This window comes from Flavobacterium sp., assembly GCF_049318325.1.
Classification (GTDB): Bacteria; Bacteroidota; Bacteroidia; order Flavobacteriales; family Flavobacteriaceae; genus Flavobacterium.
Window position 1 is genome coordinate 1 of the sequence record NZ_JBMOGQ010000038.1, and the last position, 18,525, is coordinate 18,525.

18 protein-coding genes are annotated in these 18,525 nt (G+C 32.5%); 9 read left to right on the plus strand and 9 right to left on the minus strand.

Features of this window, described 5'->3' with window-relative positions:
* The 4 genes from ACOYLP_RS05255 to ACOYLP_RS05270 all read right to left on the minus strand — a co-directional run.
* On the minus strand, positions 1–771 hold a 771-nt coding region (locus tag ACOYLP_RS05255), incomplete at its 3' end, for an oligosaccharide flippase family protein (RefSeq protein ID WP_422855134.1).
* Positions 772–784: 13 nt separating this feature from the next.
* A complete protein-coding gene (locus ACOYLP_RS05260) occupies positions 785–2,080 on the minus strand; it encodes a glycosyltransferase family 4 protein (protein ID WP_422855135.1) in 1,296 nt (431 codons plus the stop codon).
* Positions 2,080–4,572 (minus strand): YfhO family protein, encoded by a 2,493-nt coding sequence (locus ACOYLP_RS05265; protein ID WP_422855136.1) that lies wholly within the window; start codon positions 4,570–4,572, stop codon positions 2,080–2,082. Before ACOYLP_RS05265 ends, ACOYLP_RS05260 begins: the two co-directional genes overlap by 1 nt.
* 66 nt (positions 4,573–4,638) lie before the next feature.
* Entirely contained in the window at positions 4,639–4,890 is a 252-nt protein-coding gene (locus ACOYLP_RS05270) for a DUF4834 domain-containing protein (RefSeq protein ID WP_422855137.1), read from the minus strand.
* 125 nt (positions 4,891–5,015) lie between these two features.
* Between ACOYLP_RS05270 and ACOYLP_RS05275 the strand changes: the two genes are divergently transcribed.
* Entirely contained in the window at positions 5,016–5,978 is a 963-nt protein-coding gene (locus tag ACOYLP_RS05275; RefSeq protein ID WP_422855138.1) for a transporter, read from the plus strand.
* Entirely contained in the window at positions 5,978–7,099 is a 1,122-nt protein-coding gene (locus ACOYLP_RS05280; protein ID WP_422855139.1) for a GTP cyclohydrolase, read from the plus strand. Before ACOYLP_RS05275 ends, ACOYLP_RS05280 begins: the two co-directional genes overlap by 1 nt.
* Before the next feature lie 298 nt (positions 7,100–7,397).
* Here ACOYLP_RS05280 and ACOYLP_RS05285 read toward each other — a convergent pair whose 3' ends face one another.
* Positions 7,398–8,342: a TerC/Alx family metal homeostasis membrane protein gene (locus tag ACOYLP_RS05285; RefSeq protein WP_422855140.1), complete on the minus strand. Its 945-nt coding sequence runs from the start codon at positions 8,340–8,342 to the stop codon at positions 7,398–7,400.
* Positions 8,343–8,539: 197 nt separating this feature from the next.
* On the opposite strand from ACOYLP_RS05285, the gene ACOYLP_RS05290 reads away from it, so the two are divergent.
* The 7 genes from ACOYLP_RS05290 (at position 8,540) to ACOYLP_RS05320 (ending at position 16,011) form a co-directional block, all read left to right on the plus strand.
* Positions 8,540–10,729, plus strand: coding sequence for a glutamine synthetase III (locus tag ACOYLP_RS05290; protein WP_422855141.1), 2,190 nt, complete (start codon positions 8,540–8,542; stop codon positions 10,727–10,729).
* 103 nt (positions 10,730–10,832) lie between these two features.
* Positions 10,833–11,723, plus strand: coding sequence for an OmpA family protein (locus tag ACOYLP_RS05295; protein ID WP_422855142.1), 891 nt, complete (start codon positions 10,833–10,835; stop codon positions 11,721–11,723).
* The gene (locus ACOYLP_RS05300) at positions 11,723–12,556 is read left to right on the plus strand and encodes an OmpA family protein (protein ID WP_422855143.1); all 834 of its coding nucleotides are present in this window, start codon (positions 11,723–11,725) and stop codon (positions 12,554–12,556) included. The genes ACOYLP_RS05295 and ACOYLP_RS05300 overlap by 1 nt, the downstream gene beginning before the upstream one ends.
* Positions 12,556–13,473 (plus strand): OmpA family protein, encoded by a 918-nt coding sequence (locus ACOYLP_RS05305; RefSeq protein WP_422855144.1) that lies wholly within the window; start codon positions 12,556–12,558, stop codon positions 13,471–13,473. Before ACOYLP_RS05300 ends, ACOYLP_RS05305 begins: the two co-directional genes overlap by 1 nt.
* Positions 13,470–14,240: an OmpA family protein gene (locus ACOYLP_RS05310; protein ID WP_422855145.1), complete on the plus strand. Its 771-nt coding sequence runs from the start codon at positions 13,470–13,472 to the stop codon at positions 14,238–14,240. The genes ACOYLP_RS05305 and ACOYLP_RS05310 overlap by 4 nt, the downstream gene beginning before the upstream one ends.
* 153 nt (positions 14,241–14,393) lie before the next feature.
* The gene (locus ACOYLP_RS05315; RefSeq protein ID WP_422855146.1) at positions 14,394–15,572 is read left to right on the plus strand and encodes an AIR synthase related protein; all 1,179 of its coding nucleotides are present in this window, start codon (positions 14,394–14,396) and stop codon (positions 15,570–15,572) included.
* Positions 15,573–15,579: 7 nt separating this feature from the next.
* Positions 15,580–16,011, plus strand: coding sequence for a hypothetical protein (locus ACOYLP_RS05320; RefSeq protein WP_422855147.1), 432 nt, complete (start codon positions 15,580–15,582; stop codon positions 16,009–16,011).
* Positions 16,012–16,102: 91 nt separating this feature from the next.
* Here ACOYLP_RS05320 and ACOYLP_RS05325 read toward each other — a convergent pair whose 3' ends face one another.
* The 4 genes from ACOYLP_RS05325 to tpiA form a co-directional block, all read right to left on the minus strand.
* Positions 16,103–16,378, minus strand: coding sequence for an ATP-dependent Clp protease adaptor ClpS (locus ACOYLP_RS05325; protein ID WP_422855148.1), 276 nt, complete (start codon positions 16,376–16,378; stop codon positions 16,103–16,105).
* A 37-nt stretch (positions 16,379–16,415) separates the two neighbouring features.
* Positions 16,416–17,249, minus strand: a complete 834-nt coding sequence (gene prmA, locus ACOYLP_RS05330; RefSeq protein ID WP_422855149.1) for a 50S ribosomal protein L11 methyltransferase — start codon at positions 17,247–17,249, stop codon at positions 16,416–16,418.
* Positions 17,250–17,306: 57 nt separating this feature from the next.
* The gene (locus ACOYLP_RS05335) at positions 17,307–17,777 is read right to left on the minus strand and encodes a hypothetical protein (RefSeq protein WP_422855150.1); all 471 of its coding nucleotides are present in this window, start codon (positions 17,775–17,777) and stop codon (positions 17,307–17,309) included.
* A 144-nt stretch (positions 17,778–17,921) separates the two neighbouring features.
* Positions 17,922–18,525 (minus strand): triose-phosphate isomerase (tpiA, locus tag ACOYLP_RS05340; RefSeq protein WP_422855151.1); only part of this gene is annotated, 604 nt, incomplete at its 5' end.

Here is an 18,525-nt window from a genome sequence, read left to right on the forward strand (position 1 = left end):
GGCTACCGAATAGTAGGCAATATTTTCGATTTTTACATACTGGTTCAGCATCGTTTTGTCAATGTCCAAAAGCATGTTGGCAACACTGCCGGAAAGAATAATAAAACTAGAATAAATTAGTATAGCTTTAGAATTATGAGGGAATTTAAAATCAAAAGAAATTGCTTTCACTTTGTTGGCATAGTACAACATAATCAGCGTACTCAATAAATAGACAAACATCGTAGCTGTGATAAATTGTTCGATAGAAATAAAGCCAAAATAAACTGAAATAAGGAAAATAGAAATTAATACTCGTAAACCAATCTCTTTGATGAAATTACCAAAAACAGATTGCAAGTGCACTTTTACCCAAGCATAGAAAATCTCAAAATAACCCATACACAAACCGATAATTGGTATTTGCCATACATAATCATATACAATATCGTTTTTGGTGGATAAAAATTGAGCAATACTATCATAAAAAACAGTTCCAATGATTGCAATTGGAATAATTGCTACTAATGGAAGCGCCAAAATAAAGCTTAGAAACTGCGTTTTTTCCTTTTCGGATTTGTATTCAGAGAAAAATTTTACCAGCGTATTGTGAACACCAAACGCCATTAATGGAAAAATAACATTAGCACACGATAAGATATAACTCGTTAATCCATAAAATTCTTCACCCAAGAAATGTGGATACATGAACAGCGCATTGGCAGCTCCAATCACAAAACCAATATAGGTAATGATGGTGTTTTTGATGGATTGGTTAATTACGATTCCCATGTTGAGGTACGATTTACGAAGTTTGAAGTACGAGGTTTGCTAATTGCTGCGTTAAATTTTTTCTTGAGTATTGTTGCAAACCAACAGCATGCACTTTCAAATTTTGATTTTGATATTCCTGATAGTGTTTCAAAAGTAACGCTTTTAGTTTTTCTTTCTCATTATAGGTAAAGAAAACTCCAGTATTTGTTGCCGTTATTATTTCTGCAAAATCAGATCCTTCAGGACCAATGGCAATTATTGGTCTTTCGGAAACCATATATTCAAAAAGTTTTCCTGGAATGATACTTTTGGTAGCTGTGGAATTGATTTCGATAAGCAACAAAACCTGAGATTTTCGTTGGTGTTCGACCGCTTCCTGATGCGAAACATAACCTAAATTTTGAACGTAATCATTAAGCTTGAATTCGGAAATTGTATCTAAAACTTCCTGACTAGTAGCACCAATTAATTTCAAACGGAAATCGTTTTTAAAATCAGCATTTTCAGAAACCAATTCCTGTAACGCTTGCCAAAGTATTCTCGGATTTCTTTCCGAAAGAAACGAACCAATATGTGCTAAAGTGAATTTTTCGTCTAACGATTTTTTCTCGATTTTTTCTATGTCATAACCATTGGTAATTACTTCAATTGGTTTGGATGTTATTGCCTGAAATTCGGTTTTAGTGGTTTTGCTTGTGACGATAATGGTGTCGGCTGAGGTCAATACTAATTCCTCTAAAGCTTTGTGTTTTTTATTGGCATATGAAGATAATTTCAAGGCTTTGTGATAACCGATAGTTGTCCATGGATCACGGAAATCGGTAAACCATTTTATATTCAACTCTTTTTTTAATTGTAAGCCAATTAAGTGTAAACTATGCGGTGGACCGGAAGTCACGATTGTATCGATATTGTTTTCTTCGATATATTTTTTTAGATAGGTTACCGAAGGTTTTACCCAAAGAAACCGTGCATCGGGAATAAAAAGATTCCCGCGAATCCAAAGCAGGGTTTTCTCTAAAACCGATTGTTTTTTTTGATTCGGAATAATTCCGGAACTGATTTTTTTGGTTTTGTTTTTGCCAAAAAAAGAAGCCAAACCATAAGGTTCGAAGATTTTGTTTTTGAGGATAATCGCTTTGTCTGAAACTTCACTTTCCAAACCGTTATCAACAATTGGATAGGTTGGATTTTCGGGAATATAAACAATCGGCTGAATGTTGAAGTCGGGTAAATATTTTACAAACTTTAACCAACGCTGCACTCCGGGACCACCAGCTGGAGGCCAATAATAGGTGATGATTAATAGTTTTTTTGGTTCTGACATTACGTCTTTTTTCGATTATCGAAATAAACTCCACCAATAATTACCAACACCATTACAATAAAACTAATCAGCGCAACCGTGCTTCCTGTTTTTACAACTTGTGGTTCAAACTTGAACTCGATAGTGTGTTTTCCTTTTGTGATATGCATACCACGTAAAGTGTAATCAACTCTTAAAATATCACTGTCATTTCCGTCAATCGTAGCTTTCCAGCCATGTTCATAATAGATTTCAGAGAATACTGCAAAACCATCATTAGCATTATTGGAAGTATAAATCAGATGATTTGGTTTGTATAAGTCGAGTTTGATCGAAGCCAGACTGTCTGTTTTGAAAAAAGGAACAATTCCAGATTTTTTAAAATTCTGTTTGTTTCTAATAGCGACATTTTTAGTGTCTATTTTGCCTAAAGCATTGATTTCTTCATCGGCATTGTTTACCGTTTTTAATTCCTTCACAAACCACGCATTTCCATTATGAAACGGATTTACAATTGGAATAGGGCCTTTTTCTGTATCAACAATCAGATATTTGATATTGAATGCATTAATTACAGGAATACTTTTGTTAATCGAAAGTGTCTGCGGGTCGATAATACTCCCTAAGTCGCCCATGCTTTTTTTGATGTGATGTTCAAAAACTTCTTCAAAACGTCTTGGTTTTACGGCACTATAACCTCCAATAGATTTATGGAAATAAGAAGCACGCGGGCTATAAATGCCACCGGCTAATTCATATACTCTGAAGTTTGTTGTGTCTTGAAGAATCAAAGAATCGGCTTGAGTTGGCGGATAAGGATTGTCTACTTCATAAGTACTTCTGAATTGTTGTCCATCGTTACTTAGATAATTTTTATCTATAAAGAACAAATCGCCAACCATAATAACGCCAACTAAAATCACAGCGGTATTGACGGCTAGTTTATTTTTTATATACAAGTAAAGCACGCCAAACGAAATAGCAATTAAAAACCCAGATCGCAATAAATCGGCTGAATATAAATCTTTTCGGTCTTCTCTTAATGCATATATGAATTGTGTTCCAAAGGCTTTGTCAGGATGTTGTTTTAGCGCGTCAATTAATTGATGGTCAATTTCGCCCACAAAGTTGAACATGCTTTTACAAACAAATAGCAACACAATAATTCCCAAAGTCGTAACGCCTGCTTTCCATAAGCTTTTCAAACGGTTTTCTTCATCAGTAAAAAAGGATTGTAATCCCAAAATAGCCAAAACCGGTACACATAATTCTAATAAAACCTGAATAGAGGAAACGGCTCTAAACTTATCATAAATCGGAACGTAATCAATAAAGAAATCGGTCACAATTGATAAATTTTTCCCCCATGAAAGCATTAATGAGAAAATGGCTCCCGCGAGGAACGCATATTTTATTTTTCGTTTATCGTGGTATAAAGCCAATACAAATAAGAAGAAAACCACAGCGCCAATGTAAGCAGGAGCAGCAACTTGAGGTTGGTCGCCCCAATAGGTTACGGCATAATTATCAGTGAGTTCTCGTGCTTCTTCGGGCGATGCTCCATAGTTGAGCATAAAATTATAAACATGAGAATCGTCGGTTAGCTTTTCATTATTGCCACCACCGAATAATCTTGGTGCAAATAAATTTAAACTTTCCACAATGCCATAGCTATATTCAGTGATATAGCTTCTGTCCATAGCGATGTTGCTTTCTTTTTTAGAACCATCAGCATTGAACGTCAACTCACTTTTCCCACGCGTACTAAAATCAGCATATTCTTTGGTTGCCATCAAACTCGTTGCATTCACGCCAACAGCCAGAATAACTGCAGCAGCAAATGTTCCGATGATTTTAGGCAATGATTTTAAATCTTTCTCTTTTATAATTTGGTATAAAAAGTAACAACTCATCACTATTAGAAGCATCAATAAATAGTAGGTCATTTGAAAGTGATTGGCTGTGATTTCTAGTGCAACGGCAAGCATAGTTAAAATTCCACCACATAAATATTTCTTTCTAAAAACCAAAATAAATCCAGCGACTACAAATGGCATATATCCAATAGCATGTGCTTTGGCATTGTGTCCTACTCCAATAATGACTATTAGATATGTTGACAGACCAAAAGCAAGCGCACCAAAAAATGCTTTCAAAGGGTCGACTCTAAAGACCAGCATCAAAGCATAAAAACCTAAAAAGTAGAGAAATAAATAATCTGCCGGGCGAGGCAAAAAGCGAATAGCGTTATCTAGCATTCCGATATAATCATTAGGATAATTAGCACCCGATTGATAGGTTGGCATACCGCAAAACGAGGAATTAGTCCAATAGGGTTCGGCATGATTTTCAGCTCTGAAATCAATTTGCTCTTTGGCCATTCCTGTGTATTTTGCAATATCGGATTGGTATATTTTTTTGCCTTGTAAAATAGGGTAGAAGTAAACTAATGAGATAACTATAAAGCCAATGATGGCTAATAGGTGTGGATAGAGTTTTTGAAGTTGCTTCATTTATATTTTTAAATATTAAATTTCAGATATTAAATATAACTGAAAACTGCGACTGAATACTAATGGTTATTCTATTTCTTCAAAATCAACATAATCGCCAACAATTTTTTTTTCTTTTGGCTTTTCGTTGGTTTGATTTTGGTTGGTATTTTGGTTTTGATAATTTTCTTGCTGTTGTTGAAATTGTTGCGATGCTTTTTCAACTACTTTTTTGGCTATAACAGGTAAAAACAAACGCGCCAAAAACTTCATTATATAATAAAAAATGATAATAAATAAAATAACGTCTATAAGTCCCTGAAAAGATGCAGTTTCCATTAAATAAATATTTTTTGTCAAAAATACTAAATTCCACAATTTAAATTTCGGTTTGACTTCTTAAATAAATAATAAATTATACTACTTTTGATTGACTATGTTGTAACGATAAAACTTCTTCATTTATGATGAATATAAAAACATTTCTGGTTACTGGTTTTTTGATTATTTCAACATCTCAATATGCACAATATACAGACATTATCAATTCCAATAGACCGGGGAAATCAATGTCTGCATTTTCGGTTGGAAAAACAGTAATTCAAGCAGAAGCCGGATTGTATGGCATTAGAGAAGACCACGATTTATCGCGTTATGAAGCGAATGGTTTTGGGACTGAATTTGATGTGAGATACGGAGCTTTTTTTGATCAATTTGAATTTACTTTAAATACTCAATATCAATATGATTGGTATCAGGCACCATTAATTAACGATACCCGTGGTGGATTTAAGCAAGTTACTGTTGGAGCAAAATACTTGGTTTACGACCCATTTATTAAACAGGATAAGCCAAATGTTTACAGTTGGAAAGCCAATCATAAATTTAATTTGAAGCAATTTATTCCAGCTGTTGCAGTATATGCCGGCTTCAATTTTAATCTTGGGGATAATCCATTTACGTTTCCAACGGATAGAACCATAAGTCCAAAAGTTATGGTCATAACGCAGCACCATTTTGGAAGTAAATGGGTTTGGGTTAACAATATTATCGCTGATAAATATATGACTGATTATCCTACCTTAGGAATTATATCTACCATGACAAGAGGATTTAATATGCGTTGGTCAGGATTTTTAGAATTCCAAGGTTACAAAAGTGACTGGTATGCCGATACTGTTTTTAGACTTGGTGCTGCCTATTTGGTCCGAGAAAACATTCAATTGGATGCCTCATTTACTAAAAACGTGAAAGATACACCATCGTTACTTTTGGTAAATGTTGGAATGGCATGGCGTTTTGACAGCAATTATGAAACCAATTACAAAAGAGTAAAGGGCGAAAAGAAATCAAAAAAAGATAATAAATCAAAAACAGAAAAAGGGAAGAAACGTAAAGACGAAGTTGAATTAGAAAAGACCAAATAATGATTAACATAGTTGAAGCCAATTCAAAAAAGCTGCTCAAAGAGTTTGTAAAATTTCCTTTTTCCTTATATAAAAACCATCCGTATTGGGTACCGCCGTTAATCAATGACGAGTTGGAAACTTTTGATAAAACTAAAAATCCAGCATTTACATCTGCTGAAGCAAATTTCTATTTGGCCTACCAAGACAATAAAGTGGTTGGTAGAATTGCAGCTATTATTAATTGGAATGAAGTAAACGACCAACAAAAAAATAAAGTGCGTTTTGGATGGTGGGATGTTGTTGATGATATAGAAGTTACCAAAGCATTGTTAGAGAAAGTCTATGAATTAGGCAGAAAAAACAATTTAGAATATGTTGAAGGTCCAATGGGTTTTTCAAATTTGGATAAAGTAGGAGTGCTTACAGAAGGCTTTGATGAAATAGGTTCCATGATTACCTGGTATAACTATCCCTATTACAAAGACCATTTGGAACGATTAGGTTATGTTAAAGAGAAGGAATATCTTGAAAATAGATTTCCTTTCTCAAATGTCAGAACCGAACTTTTTTTGAAAGCAAACGAATTAGTAAAAAAGCGCTACGAATTAAAACCATTGAATTTTACTAACAATAAACACATAATGCCGTATGTAGATAAAATGTTTGATTTGTTCAATGCTTCGTATGCCAGCTTGTCTTCTTTTGTAGCGATAACTGATGTTCAAAAAGAATATTTTAAGAAAAAGTATATCAGTTTTATCAATCCTGAATATATTAAGTTCATTATGGACAAGGATGATAACATGGTTGCTTTTAGTATTGTGATGCCAAGTTTTTCAGAAGCTCTGCAAAAAGCAAAAGGGAAGCTGTTTCCATTTGGATTTTATCATTTGCTTAAAGCAAAAAAAGAAAGTAAGGATGCGCTTTTCTATTTAATTGGAATTGACCCCGAATATCAAAGCAAAGGCGTTACGGCGATTATTTTTAATGAATACTACACTACTTTTTCGGAGAAAGGAATCCAAAACTGCATACGAACTCCTGAACTTGAAGACAATCATGCTATACATAATATGTGGAAGCATTTTGATCCGGTTACTTTTAAAAGAAGGCGAACGTATAAAAAATATTTAGAGTAGGTTATAATCAAATCTAGTATTTAAGTTATACTTTCTATAAGTATCTATTTCAATTATGGCAAGAAGGAATTAGTGTTATTTAGATTCCCTAAAATATTAAACGCCATTTATCGATTAAATAATGTTTTTTATCTATTTAAAATGACTTTTCGTAGAAAATAACGTTTGGTATTTCATTGTGATTCTATAATTAAATTTTGAAATCAATTAATTATATCATTTTAAAAACATTAAAACGAAAAAATAAAATTATATTGAATTAGCTAAGTCAATTGAAAATACCTAGTCATTTTAAGTTTCAATCTTCAGCTTGACTTTTCTTAATTGAAATGATTATGCCTATTATAAGCGACAAAGCAATAAAACTTAACGAAGCCCATTCAGGAAATTTATAATGGTGGACTACTAACATTTTAATTCCAACAAAAGTAAGAATGGCAATTAAACTATATTCTAAATAGCTAAATTTTTCCAGCATATTTGCCAAAAAGAAATACATCGAACGCAATCCAAGAATGGCGAAAATATTAGAACTAAAGACTAAAAAAGGATCAGATGTGATTGCTAGTATAGCAGGAACACTATCCAAAGCAAATAGCATATCCATTACTTCAATTACAAGCAAAGCAACAAAAAGTGGTGTCGCATGATTCACGTTGTTGATTTTTGTAAAAAAATGTTCTTTCTCAGCATGACTTGTTATTGGAATAATTTTACCAATAACTCTGTATACAAAGGATTTCTTTGGATTAAACTCTTCTTCATTTCCTTTGAATAACATTTTAATAGCAGTAAATAGTAAGAATGCTCCAAAGAAGTATGTCATCCAGCTAAATTTGTTTATCAATATAACACCAAAGTAAATCATCAATCCTCTAAAAACAATAGCGCCCAAAATTCCCCAAAATAATATTCGATGTTGGTATTTTTGTGGAATTCTGAAAGAAGCAAAAATTATGGCTATAATAAAAATATTATCGATACTTAACGATAATTCTATAAGATAACCAGTTATATACTTTATAGTTGCTACTGCAGGTTTAATTCCGGTTGGATTAGCAATGTATTCATTACTGTAGAGCCAATTTACAACCCCAGAAAAACCAAAGGAGAGTGAAACCCAGACTCCAGTCCAAATCCCTGCTTCTTTTGAACTAATAATATGTGGTGTTTTATTGAAAACACCTAAATCTAAAGCGAGAAAAATAAAAATGGTGGCTAAGAATAATATCCAAACGATCATGATGTATGATTTTGACATTACAAATATAGGAGATTGAAAATTTAGAGGTTACTTTTTTATCTATTTTTAAAAATTTAATTTTAATTTTCATATTTTTCATATATACCCTATAAAAAATAGGGTATAATTATTTTAAAATTAAAATATTATTATATTTGCCTAAAATTAATAGGGTATAATATTAAATAATAAAAATTATGTCAACTTTACGTTTCCAAGCATTAAAAGATGCGTCAGGTAGAAAACCTGTAAAATTTGAAGAAGCCGGAAAAAAATCAGACCTTTTTGGTTCTAATGTGTTTAATGATAAAGCAATGAAGCAGTTCTTAACTTCAGATGCTTATAAAGGAGTAAAAGACGCGGTACAGCACGGAACTAAAATTGATAGAAAGCTTGCCGATTATATTGCAATGGGAATGAAAGAATGGGCATTATCAAAAGGAGTAACTCATTACACCCATTGGTTTCAACCATTGACAGGAACGACTGCTGAAAAACATGATGCTTTTTTCGAAACTTCGTACGATGGTTCAGATCCGGTTGAAAAATTTGGCGGAGGACAATTAGTTCAACAAGAACCAGATGCTTCTTCTTTTCCAAATGGTGGAATCAGAAATACTTTCGAAGCGCGTGGATATACTGCTTGGGACCCAACATCTCCTGCATTTATTTTTGGAACTACTTTGTGTATTCCAACGGTTTTCATTTCGTATACAGGTGAAGCTTTAGATTATAAAACACCACTTTTACGTGCCTTAAATGCAGTTGATGAAGCAGCAACTGATGTTTGTAAATATTTTGATAAAAATGTTAAAAAAGTAACTGCTACCTTAGGTTGGGAACAGGAATATTTTTTGGTTGATGCTTCTTTAGCTAATTCCCGTCCCGATTTAATGATGACTGGAAGGACTTTGTTAGGTCATACATCCGCAAAAGGGCAACAATTAGATGATCATTATTTTGGGTCAATTCCATCCCGTGCTTTAAATTATATGCGTGAACTTGAGGAAGAATGTATGTTACTCGGAATTCCAGTAAAAACACGTCATAATGAAGTTGCTCCAAACCAGTTTGAATTGGCACCAATTTTTGAAGAAACTAATTTAGCGGTTGACCATAATTCATTATTAATGGATGTAATGTCAAAAGTGGGCGAACGCCATGATTTTAAAGTCCTTTTTCACGAGAAACCTTTTCAAGGTGTAAACGGTTCTGGAAAACATAACAACTGGTCTATGGCAACTGATACAGGAGTAAACTTGTTATCTCCGGGAAAAACGCCAATGAGTAATTTACAATTCTTATCGTTTTTTATTAATACCATAAAAGCCGTTCAGGAATACGAAGAATTGCTTCGTGCTTCTATTGCAACGGCAAGTAATGATCATAGATTAGGTGCAAATGAAGCGCCTCCAGCCATTATTTCAGTTTTCATTGGTCAACAATTAACTAAAGTTTTAGCTGAATTAGAAGGTGTAACCAAAGGCAAATTATCACCGGAAGAAAAAACAGAATTGAAATTAAATGTTGTTGGTAAAATTCCTGAAGTGATTTTGGATAATACCGACAGAAACAGAACTTCACCGTTTGCTTTCACTGGAAATAAATTTGAATTTCGTGCCGTTGGTTCATCTGCTAACTGTGCTAATGCAATGACAACTTTGAATTCTATTGTGGCTAAACAATTAATTGATTTCAAAAAAGAAGTGGATACTTTAATTGAGAAAAAAGATTTAAAGAAAGACGAAGCTATTTTTAATGTATTAAGAGAATATATTAAGGACACAAAAAATATCCTTTTTGAAGGTGATGGTTATAGTGATGCTTGGGAAAAAGAAGCTAAAAAACGTGGTTTAAGTAATCACAAGACAACTCCTTTAGCATTAAAAGCGAAAGTTTCTAAAAAAGCATTAGACTTATTCAAAGATTTGAATGTAATGAATCACGTTGAGGTAGAAGCCCGTTACGAAATTGAATTGGAAGAATATACTAAGAAAATTCAAATTGAAGGAAGGGTTCTTGGCGATATCGCTCGAAACCACGTAATTCCAACTGCTATTCGTTATCAAAATACACTAATTGAAAACGTTCGTGGATTGAAAGAAATCTTTGGCAAGGATTTCGAGAAAATTGCCAAAGAACAAATCTCTTTAATTAAAGAAATCTCTTCTCATATTGAAGGAATAAATTCTAATGTTGAAGATATGACAGATGCTCGTAAAAAAGCAAATGCTTTGACCGATGCCCAAAAAATGGCCGAATCATATTGTGATAAAGTGAAACCCTATTTTGATATAATAAGAGGACACTGCGATAAACTGGAGCTTTTGGTTGATGACGAAATTTGGACATTGACCAAATACAGAGAACTATTGTTTACGAGATAGTTTTATTTTACTTTTTAAAATTGCACCCGATACTTTACCAAGTTATCGGGTGTTTTTATAATAAAAATGTACTAATTTCGTTATATACTAATAAAATCAGCTAATGTTGTTTAAAGGTACTCTTCTAATCTTTTTGTTTTTTTCGGGCACTTTAATAGCCCAAGAACGATTTGTAGTTTATTTTGATAATAACAAATTTGAATTAAATCCTTCGGAACTAGTTAAACTTGACAAATGGATTTTAGAAAATAAAACTTCAAAAATTATATCTATAACTGGTTCAACTGATGAGATTGGTTCATTAGGATATAATGATACATTGTCAAAAAAACGGGTCAATTTTATTTATTCTAAAGTAATCGGGAAGCTAAAAATACGAGAAGATTTTAAAACTATTAGTTTAGGTGAAAAAGGAGCGACTTCTGATAATAATGCAGAAAACAGAAAAGCGGTAATTCACTATTTATTGGAAAAAGATTTACCAATGGAGGAAGAAATTTTAGGCATTAAGAAGAAGGAAATAAAAGAGGAAAAACCTAAACCCGAAATAGTTTACCCCGAAAAATTAGTATTTGAAAATCCAAACGGAACCAAATCTGAGTTCAAACTCGACCGCGCTTTTATGAAGAAAGTTGGTGAAGCCAAATCTGGCGAAAAACTCATAATTGAAAACCTTAATTTTGTTATCAATACGTTTGCTGTTGTTAATGAATCTCGTGGAAAATTGTATGAGTTACTATTGGTACTTCAAAAAAATCCAAGTTTGAAAATTGAAATCCAAGGTCATATATGTTGCATGTCTATTGATAGAGCTGATTTGTCAACGCAACGAGCTAAAGCGCTTTATAATTTTTTACTGAATCAAAATATATCTAAGGACAGATTGTCTTATAAAGGATTTGGAAGCTCACAACCTATTTATGCATTACCCGAAAAAAATGAACAAGAACGTGCTGCCAACCGCAGGGTAGAAATCTTTATTGTAAATAAATAATGAAATTAAAAATCATCGTATTATTTTTTCTCATTTCCTTCAAATCTTTTGGGCAAAAGCAAATAGAAGTTTTTTTTGACTTTAATAAAGATGTCCCCAATGAATTATCTCAAAATAAAATTAATCATTGGGTTTTAGATAATAAAAATGTTGAAATAATCCAAGTTCTAGGTTATTGTGATAGTATTGATGATAGTGAATACAATAAAGAATTGGCCATGCGAAGAGTAAACACAATGATTGCTTTTTTTAACACTAATGCTATTAAAATTAATGACAATGTGGAGTTGAAATCTTTTGGAAAAGATTTCAACTATTCCAAAAATCAAAGTGAAAACAGAAAAGTAATTATTTCATATTTAGAACCTAAATCTGAAATTTCGACAATTGTGAATGATTCAATTTCAATATCTTCTTTAGAGTTATCCAAAATAGTTGACTTAGAAAAGAATAATTTAGAAGCTAAGTTCCTTACAAAATCAAAAGGTGATTTGATTCGCATATATGGTATTCAATTTTACCTCAATTCAACAAAAATTATTGAATTATCAAAGCCGCTGCTCGAGGAGTTATTGAGAATAATGAATGTTAATCCAAAATTGAAAATTGAAATTCAAGGACACATTTGCTGTCAATTTGTAAATGATTACAGCGGACTTTCTTCATTAAGAGCAAAAACAATTTACAATTATTTGACTCAGAATAATATAAATATCAATAGATTAAGATATGTTGGTTTTGGTTCTTTAAAACCAATATATAAAATTCCAGAACAAAATGAAATAGAAGAACAAGTAAATAGGCGAGTAGAAATTTTAATTCTCGATAATTAATGAACTTAAAATGCTTTTTTATAGTTTTACTTTTTACTATTCAATCTTATGGTCAAGAAAAGCAATTTATAGTCTTTTTTGATTTTAATAAAGATGTTCCTAATGAGTCTTCTCAAAACAAAATTGTTATGTTGGTTTTGGAGAATAAAAATATTGAGATCACTAGAGTTTTTGGGTACTGTGATAGTGTTGATGATAGTAAGTATAACAAAGATTTGGCCATGCGAAGAGTTAATTCAGTAATGTCATTTTTCAAGTCTAATGCTGTTCGAATTAATGACAAGGTAGAGTTAAAATCATTTGGCAAAGATTTCAAGTATTCAAAAAATCAGAGTGATAATAGAAAAGTTGAAGTTTTTTATAATCTAGTAAAAGATAATCAAGCAAAAATAGAAACAACTAAAACACTACCTAAAACACCTTTTAGTAATAAATCAGATAAACAACTTGTAAAACAAGTGACAACAGAAAATAAAGAAAATGATATTTTAGAAGTTGAAGATTTAGAAGTTTTAGTCGAAAAAGAAAAGGCAACATTAGCATCTAAGTTTGACAAAGCAAAAGTGGGAGATTTAGTCAGAATTAGTAATATCAACTTTTATTTTAATTCTGAAAAAGTAATGGAGCAATCGTTTCCGATATTGGATGAATTATTTGATATTATGTTAAATGATCCAACACTAACAATCGAGATTCACGGACATATTTGTTGCAATCCAAATCCGAATGACACTAAACTATCCTATAGAAGAGCACTTGTTATTCTTAAGTATTTAACAAAAAGAGGAATTGCGGTCAACAGATTGGCATTTAAAGGTTATGGAAGTAATGATCCTATTTATAAGGTACCGGAGAGAAATGAAAAAGAACGTGCTGCCAATCGTAGAGTCGAAATTTTAATTGTAGCCAAACGATGAAACGAATATCCATCCTATTATTTCTCCTGATTTCCTTCAAATCTTTTGGGCAAAAACAAATAGAAGTTTTTTTTGACTTCAATAAAGATTTTCCAAATCAAACTTCAATCTTAGAAATCAATGAATGGATTGCCAATAATAAGAATGTAGAAATCACAAAGTTACTTGGATATTGTGATAGTATTGACACCAAGGATTACAATAAAAAATTAGCAGTTAGGCGCATCGAAAATGTTCAGGTCTTATTGGATAAAAGCGGTTTGAAGTTTACTAAAGAATTAGAAAAAACAGCTTTTGGTAAAGATTTCAAACAATCCAAAATTCAGGCAGAAAACAGAAAAGTAACCATTTTTTATAACGAACCTTTAATTCTACCTGCTGAAAGTGAATTAACCAAAAAGATAAAAAGCTCTAAAGTAGGAGAGATTATTGCTTTGCCAAACATTTATTTTTTTAATAATTCAGCTCGAATTGTTCCTAAATCGCAACCTACCCTTATTGATTTGCGTTGTGCGATGGAAGAAAATCCAAAACTTAAAATCGAAATTCAGGGACATATTTGCTGTCAAATTAATGGTGATATAAACAATGTTTCCACAGCAAGAGCGCGCGCCATTTATAATTATTTAATTCGAAGTAAAATCGATAGAAAGCGAATGACTTTTAAAGGTTATGGTACTTCACAACCAATACACCCAATTCCTGAAAAAACTGAACAGGAAGAAAACGAAAACCGTAGGGTAGAAATTTTAATTGTTGAAAAATAAATAAATTTGAAAATTTGAATATTCGGAAATTTGAAAATTGATGGTAGTAGAATAAGGTAAAATTTCATTTTCAAATCTTCAAATTGTTTCATCTTCAAATTGTCTAATTCACACATTAGACATATCTTTGCTGAACAACACACAACAATACACATGAGTTCCGATAACAGTCAACGTTACAGTCTTCGAGGAGTATCGGCTTCAAAAGAAGATGTGCACAATGCTATTAAAAACATCGACAAAGGATTATTTCCAAAAGCTTTCTGCAAAATTGTTCCCGATTACCTTACTAATGATGAAAATTATTGCCTCGTTATGCATGCCGATGGTGCCGGTACAAAATCGTCTTTAGCGTATTTGTATTGGAGAGAAACCGGAGATATTTCCGTTTGGAAAGGTATTGCGCAGGACGCCTTGATTATGAATATTGACGATTTACTTTGTATTGGTGCGACTGATAATATACTACTTTCATCAACTATCGGAAGAAATAAAAACCTTATTCCTGCAGAAGTTATTTCTGCCATTATCAACGGAACTGAAGAATTGATTGCAGAACTAAAAACGTTTGGTGTTACCATTCATTCTACAGGCGGTGAAACGGCTGATGTTGGCGATTTAGTGCGAACAATAATTGTGGATTCAACCGTTACAGCCCGAATGAAACGCTGTGATGTAATTGATAATGCTAATATCAAAGCAGGAGATGTGATTGTTGGTATGGCTTCTTTCGGTCAGGCCAAATATGAAAAAAGTTACAACGGAGGAATGGGAAGTAACGGATTAACATCGGCTCGTCATGATGTTTTTGCCAACTATTTAGCCGAGAAATATCCGGAAAGTTTTGACAGTTCGGTGCCAAAAGATTTGGTCTATTCAGGAAACACAAAACTCACGGACGAAGTTGAAAATTCTCCAATTGATGCTGGCAAATTAGTGCTGTCACCAACTAGAACATACGCCCCAATCATTAAAACTATTCTAAACAAATACACACCAAAAGACATCCACGGAATGGTGCATTGTTCCGGTGGAGCACAAACAAAAGTGCTTCATTTTGTAGATAAAGTTCATGTAATAAAAGACAATCTTTTTCCCATTCCGCCACTTTTCAAATTGATACAAGAACAATCCAAAACGAATTGGAAAGAAATGTATCAAGTCTTTAACTGTGGCCACCGAATGGAATTATATGTTCCAAAAGAAATTGCCAATGATATAATCGAGATCTCAAAATCTTTTGGTGTTGAGGCTCAAATTGTGGGTAGAGTAGAGGTAAGTGAAAATAAAAAACTCACTATAACTAGTGAGTTTGGAAAGTTTGAGTATTAAAATCGAAATGATGACTATTAACCTAAAAAACGGTGTCGATAAATTGCTTTTTGGAATGAAGCAAAAGGATGTTGAATTGATTTACGGCAAACCTAGTAAGCAATTTTATGATGAAGATGGTAATGTCATTTTTTTGTATAATCAGCAAAAATGGAGTTTAACCTTTTACGAAGACGAAGCATTTCGTTTGGGTTATATAATTTGCTCACATCCTGATGCTACCATTTTGGATAAAAAAGTCATAGGAAGAAATATAGAAGTTGTTAAAAATGAATTACCATTTAAATCCTGGACAAAAGAAGACTTTGATACTAACGAAAATCACTTTAATGAAAGCAACTGGTTAATACTGCAATCTGAATACGATGATGTTATACGAGTTGAAATTGGAGCCATTATAAATGACAAAGACGAGTTTGATTGGAAGTTTAAAAGCTAATTAACCTCAAAGATCACCAATAAAAAAGGCACAAGTTCACTAATTTTTGTAGTGCGCTTTGTGCCATCTTTGTTTTACAAAGTGGCTAAACTTATATAATTTCTGCGCTTAAACCTGCTTCTAAAAGTTGAGTGCATTGTGGTTTTAGATCATCAAAAGGACCTGTTTTAACAGTACATTTTCCTTTATAGTGAACTAAAATGGCGCATTGTTCAGCTTGTTCCGATGTATGATTACATACCCGAATCAATGTGTCAATCACATGATCAAAAGTGTTGACATCATCGTTATACAATACGATTTCGTTATTAATTCCGATTTGTTCTTCAACTAAAACGTCTTCCTGAACTTTTTCGATAGTGCTCATTTTCATGTCTTTATGCAAGGTGTAAAATTTTTGGAAGCTAATTTACATATTTCAACGAAACCCAATTATTTCTTTCGAATTTATTAACAAATGTCAATCCTTTTTCGGTGCAGGACTCATCAATAAATGGAATGTCTTCATTATAGAAACCACTTAATAAAAGGATTCCGTTTTTGTTTAGACAATCCACGTATTGTTGCATGTCATTTAATAATATATTGCGATTGATATTGGCAATTATCAGATCATATTTATTTTCTTTTAATAAAGAAGCATCGCCTTCATAAACAGTGATTTCATGGCAATTATTACGTTCTGCATTTTCAATAGAATTCAAGTAACACCAATTATCTATATCGATGGCGTCAATAGGTTTGGCACCTTTCATTTCGGCAAGTATTGCCAAAATAGCTGTTCCACAACCCATGTCTAGTGTTTTTAAATTAGAAACATTAGTTTCTAAAAGATGTTGAATCATCATATGAGTAGTTTCATGATGACCAGTTCCGAAGCTCATTTTAGGTTCGATTACTATATCAAATTCGGCATAAGTTTTTGGGTGGAAAGGTGCACGAACATGGCATTTACCATTTACATCAATTGGCTCGAAGTTTTTTTCCCATTCCTCATTCCAATTGACTTGCTCAATTTCTTCGATTGTATGGGAAATAGTGAAGTCAGGAGAATGTAACAAATAAATATCATCTAATATATTTTTAGTCCAAAGGTCTTTTTGAATATAGGCACTAAATCCATTTTCGGTTTCCATGAAACTTTCAAAAGGTTTTTCACCAAGTTCTGCGATTAAAATTTCGGAACCTAGTTCTTTTGGGTCAACCGAAAAATGGTATGCTAAATAGATGTTTGACATTCTTTTTTTTGCAAAGGTAACAATCGCAAGACTACAATAAAGTCATTTCATTAAAAATTAATCATCTGTATTGGCAACAGATTTTAAACTGGCATTTGGAATTGCGTCAGGCGTAACACTAAAAATTATCAACTTGCTATAGCGTTTTCCGTCTACGTCATAAAGATAAGTAATAGTATTTTCTTTAGGATTATAGACCAATTTTGCTCTCATAAATTTGGAACGAATTAACCATGTTCCTTCTTCTTCGCTGGTTTGTGTGAATTCAATAATAGAGCCATGATGCAATCTTGCTTGTCCATTATCATTCATGCTGATTACGATATAACCATTTGTTTTGGAACCTATTTCACGAATATCAATAACAGAGTTTTCGTATTCTGTTTCTTTAAGTTCGTATTTTTCGAACTCTTTGTTCCAACAATAATATTTTCGAGATTCGGATTGAAACCGTTTCTGAATATCTATTTGGGCATGTATGTTCCAACAGTATGCACACAAAAACAGTAGGATGAGTTTTGCTTTCATTTGTTTTGACTTTAAGGCGAAGTAAAAATAATTAATTAATTCGATTAAAAGTAAAAATAATCGATTAAAAGCAAATAAACAATTAAAAAATAAAAAAAACCTTTCAAAAAATATGAAAGGTTATTATTTTAAATCTTATTTTTCTTATATTGAACTTATAATTGCGGCAAAATCGGATGCTTTTAAAGCGGCACCACCAATTAACCCACCATCGACATCTGGTTTTGAGAAAATTTCTTTAGCGTTTTCTGGTTTAACGCTACCACCATAAAGTATAGAAACATCTTCGGCGATAGTACTCCCAAAATGCTGTCTAATAGTTTCTCTGATAAAGCAATGCATTTCCTGTGCTTGTTCTGGAGAAGCGGTTTCTCCTGTTCCAATAGCCCAAACGGGCTCGTATGCTAAAACTATTTGTTCCCAATTTTTATCTTTAATATGAAACAATCCGTCACGAAGTTGGTTTTCTACTATATTAAAGTGTTGGTTGTTTTGTCTGTCTTTTAGCTCTTCACCAAAGCAAAAAATGACTGTCATATTGTGAGATAATGCAGTAGTTACTTTATCTGCCAAAATAAAATCGGTTTCATGAAAATAAGCACGTCTTTCAGAATGACCAATGATAACGATATTTACTCCAACACTTTTAAGCATATCTGCTGAAATTTCACCTGTATAAGCGCCACTTTCAAACTGACTCATATTTTGTGCAGCAACAGCAATATTAGTAAACTCCAAATGATCAACA

Bases quoted from the DNA above. Each gene is read 5' to 3' on its own strand.
- ACOYLP_RS05300 (WP_422855143.1), top strand. From the start codon at position 11,723: ATGAAATTAAAAATCATCGTATTATTTTTTCTCATTTCCTTCAAATCT.
- ACOYLP_RS05265 (WP_422855136.1), bottom strand. From the start codon at position 4,572: ATGAAGCAACTTCAAAAACTCTATCCACACCTATTAGCCATCATTGGC.
- ACOYLP_RS05270 (WP_422855137.1), bottom strand. From the start codon at position 4,890: ATGGAAACTGCATCTTTTCAGGGACTTATAGACGTTATTTTATTTATT.
- prmA (WP_422855149.1), bottom strand. From the start codon at position 17,249: ATGTCAAACATCTATTTAGCATACCATTTTTCGGTTGACCCAAAAGAA.
- ACOYLP_RS05260 (WP_422855135.1), bottom strand. From the start codon at position 2,080: ATGTCAGAACCAAAAAAACTATTAATCATCACCTATTATTGGCCTCCA.
- ACOYLP_RS05325 (WP_422855148.1), bottom strand. From the start codon at position 16,378: ATGAGCACTATCGAAAAAGTTCAGGAAGACGTTTTAGTTGAAGAACAA.
- ACOYLP_RS05295 (WP_422855142.1), top strand. From the start codon at position 10,833: ATGTTGTTTAAAGGTACTCTTCTAATCTTTTTGTTTTTTTCGGGCACT.
- ACOYLP_RS05290 (WP_422855141.1), top strand. From the start codon at position 8,540: ATGTCAACTTTACGTTTCCAAGCATTAAAAGATGCGTCAGGTAGAAAA.
- ACOYLP_RS05305 (WP_422855144.1), top strand. From the start codon at position 12,556: ATGAACTTAAAATGCTTTTTTATAGTTTTACTTTTTACTATTCAATCT.
- ACOYLP_RS05285 (WP_422855140.1), bottom strand. From the start codon at position 8,342: ATGATCGTTTGGATATTATTCTTAGCCACCATTTTTATTTTTCTCGCT.
- ACOYLP_RS05275 (WP_422855138.1), top strand. From the start codon at position 5,016: ATGATGAATATAAAAACATTTCTGGTTACTGGTTTTTTGATTATTTCA.
- ACOYLP_RS05335 (WP_422855150.1), bottom strand. From the start codon at position 17,777: ATGAAAGCAAAACTCATCCTACTGTTTTTGTGTGCATACTGTTGGAAC.
- ACOYLP_RS05320 (WP_422855147.1), top strand. From the start codon at position 15,580: ATGATGACTATTAACCTAAAAAACGGTGTCGATAAATTGCTTTTTGGA.
- ACOYLP_RS05315 (WP_422855146.1), top strand. From the start codon at position 14,394: ATGAGTTCCGATAACAGTCAACGTTACAGTCTTCGAGGAGTATCGGCT.
- ACOYLP_RS05280 (WP_422855139.1), top strand. From the start codon at position 5,978: ATGATTAACATAGTTGAAGCCAATTCAAAAAAGCTGCTCAAAGAGTTT.
- ACOYLP_RS05310 (WP_422855145.1), top strand. From the start codon at position 13,470: ATGAAACGAATATCCATCCTATTATTTCTCCTGATTTCCTTCAAATCT.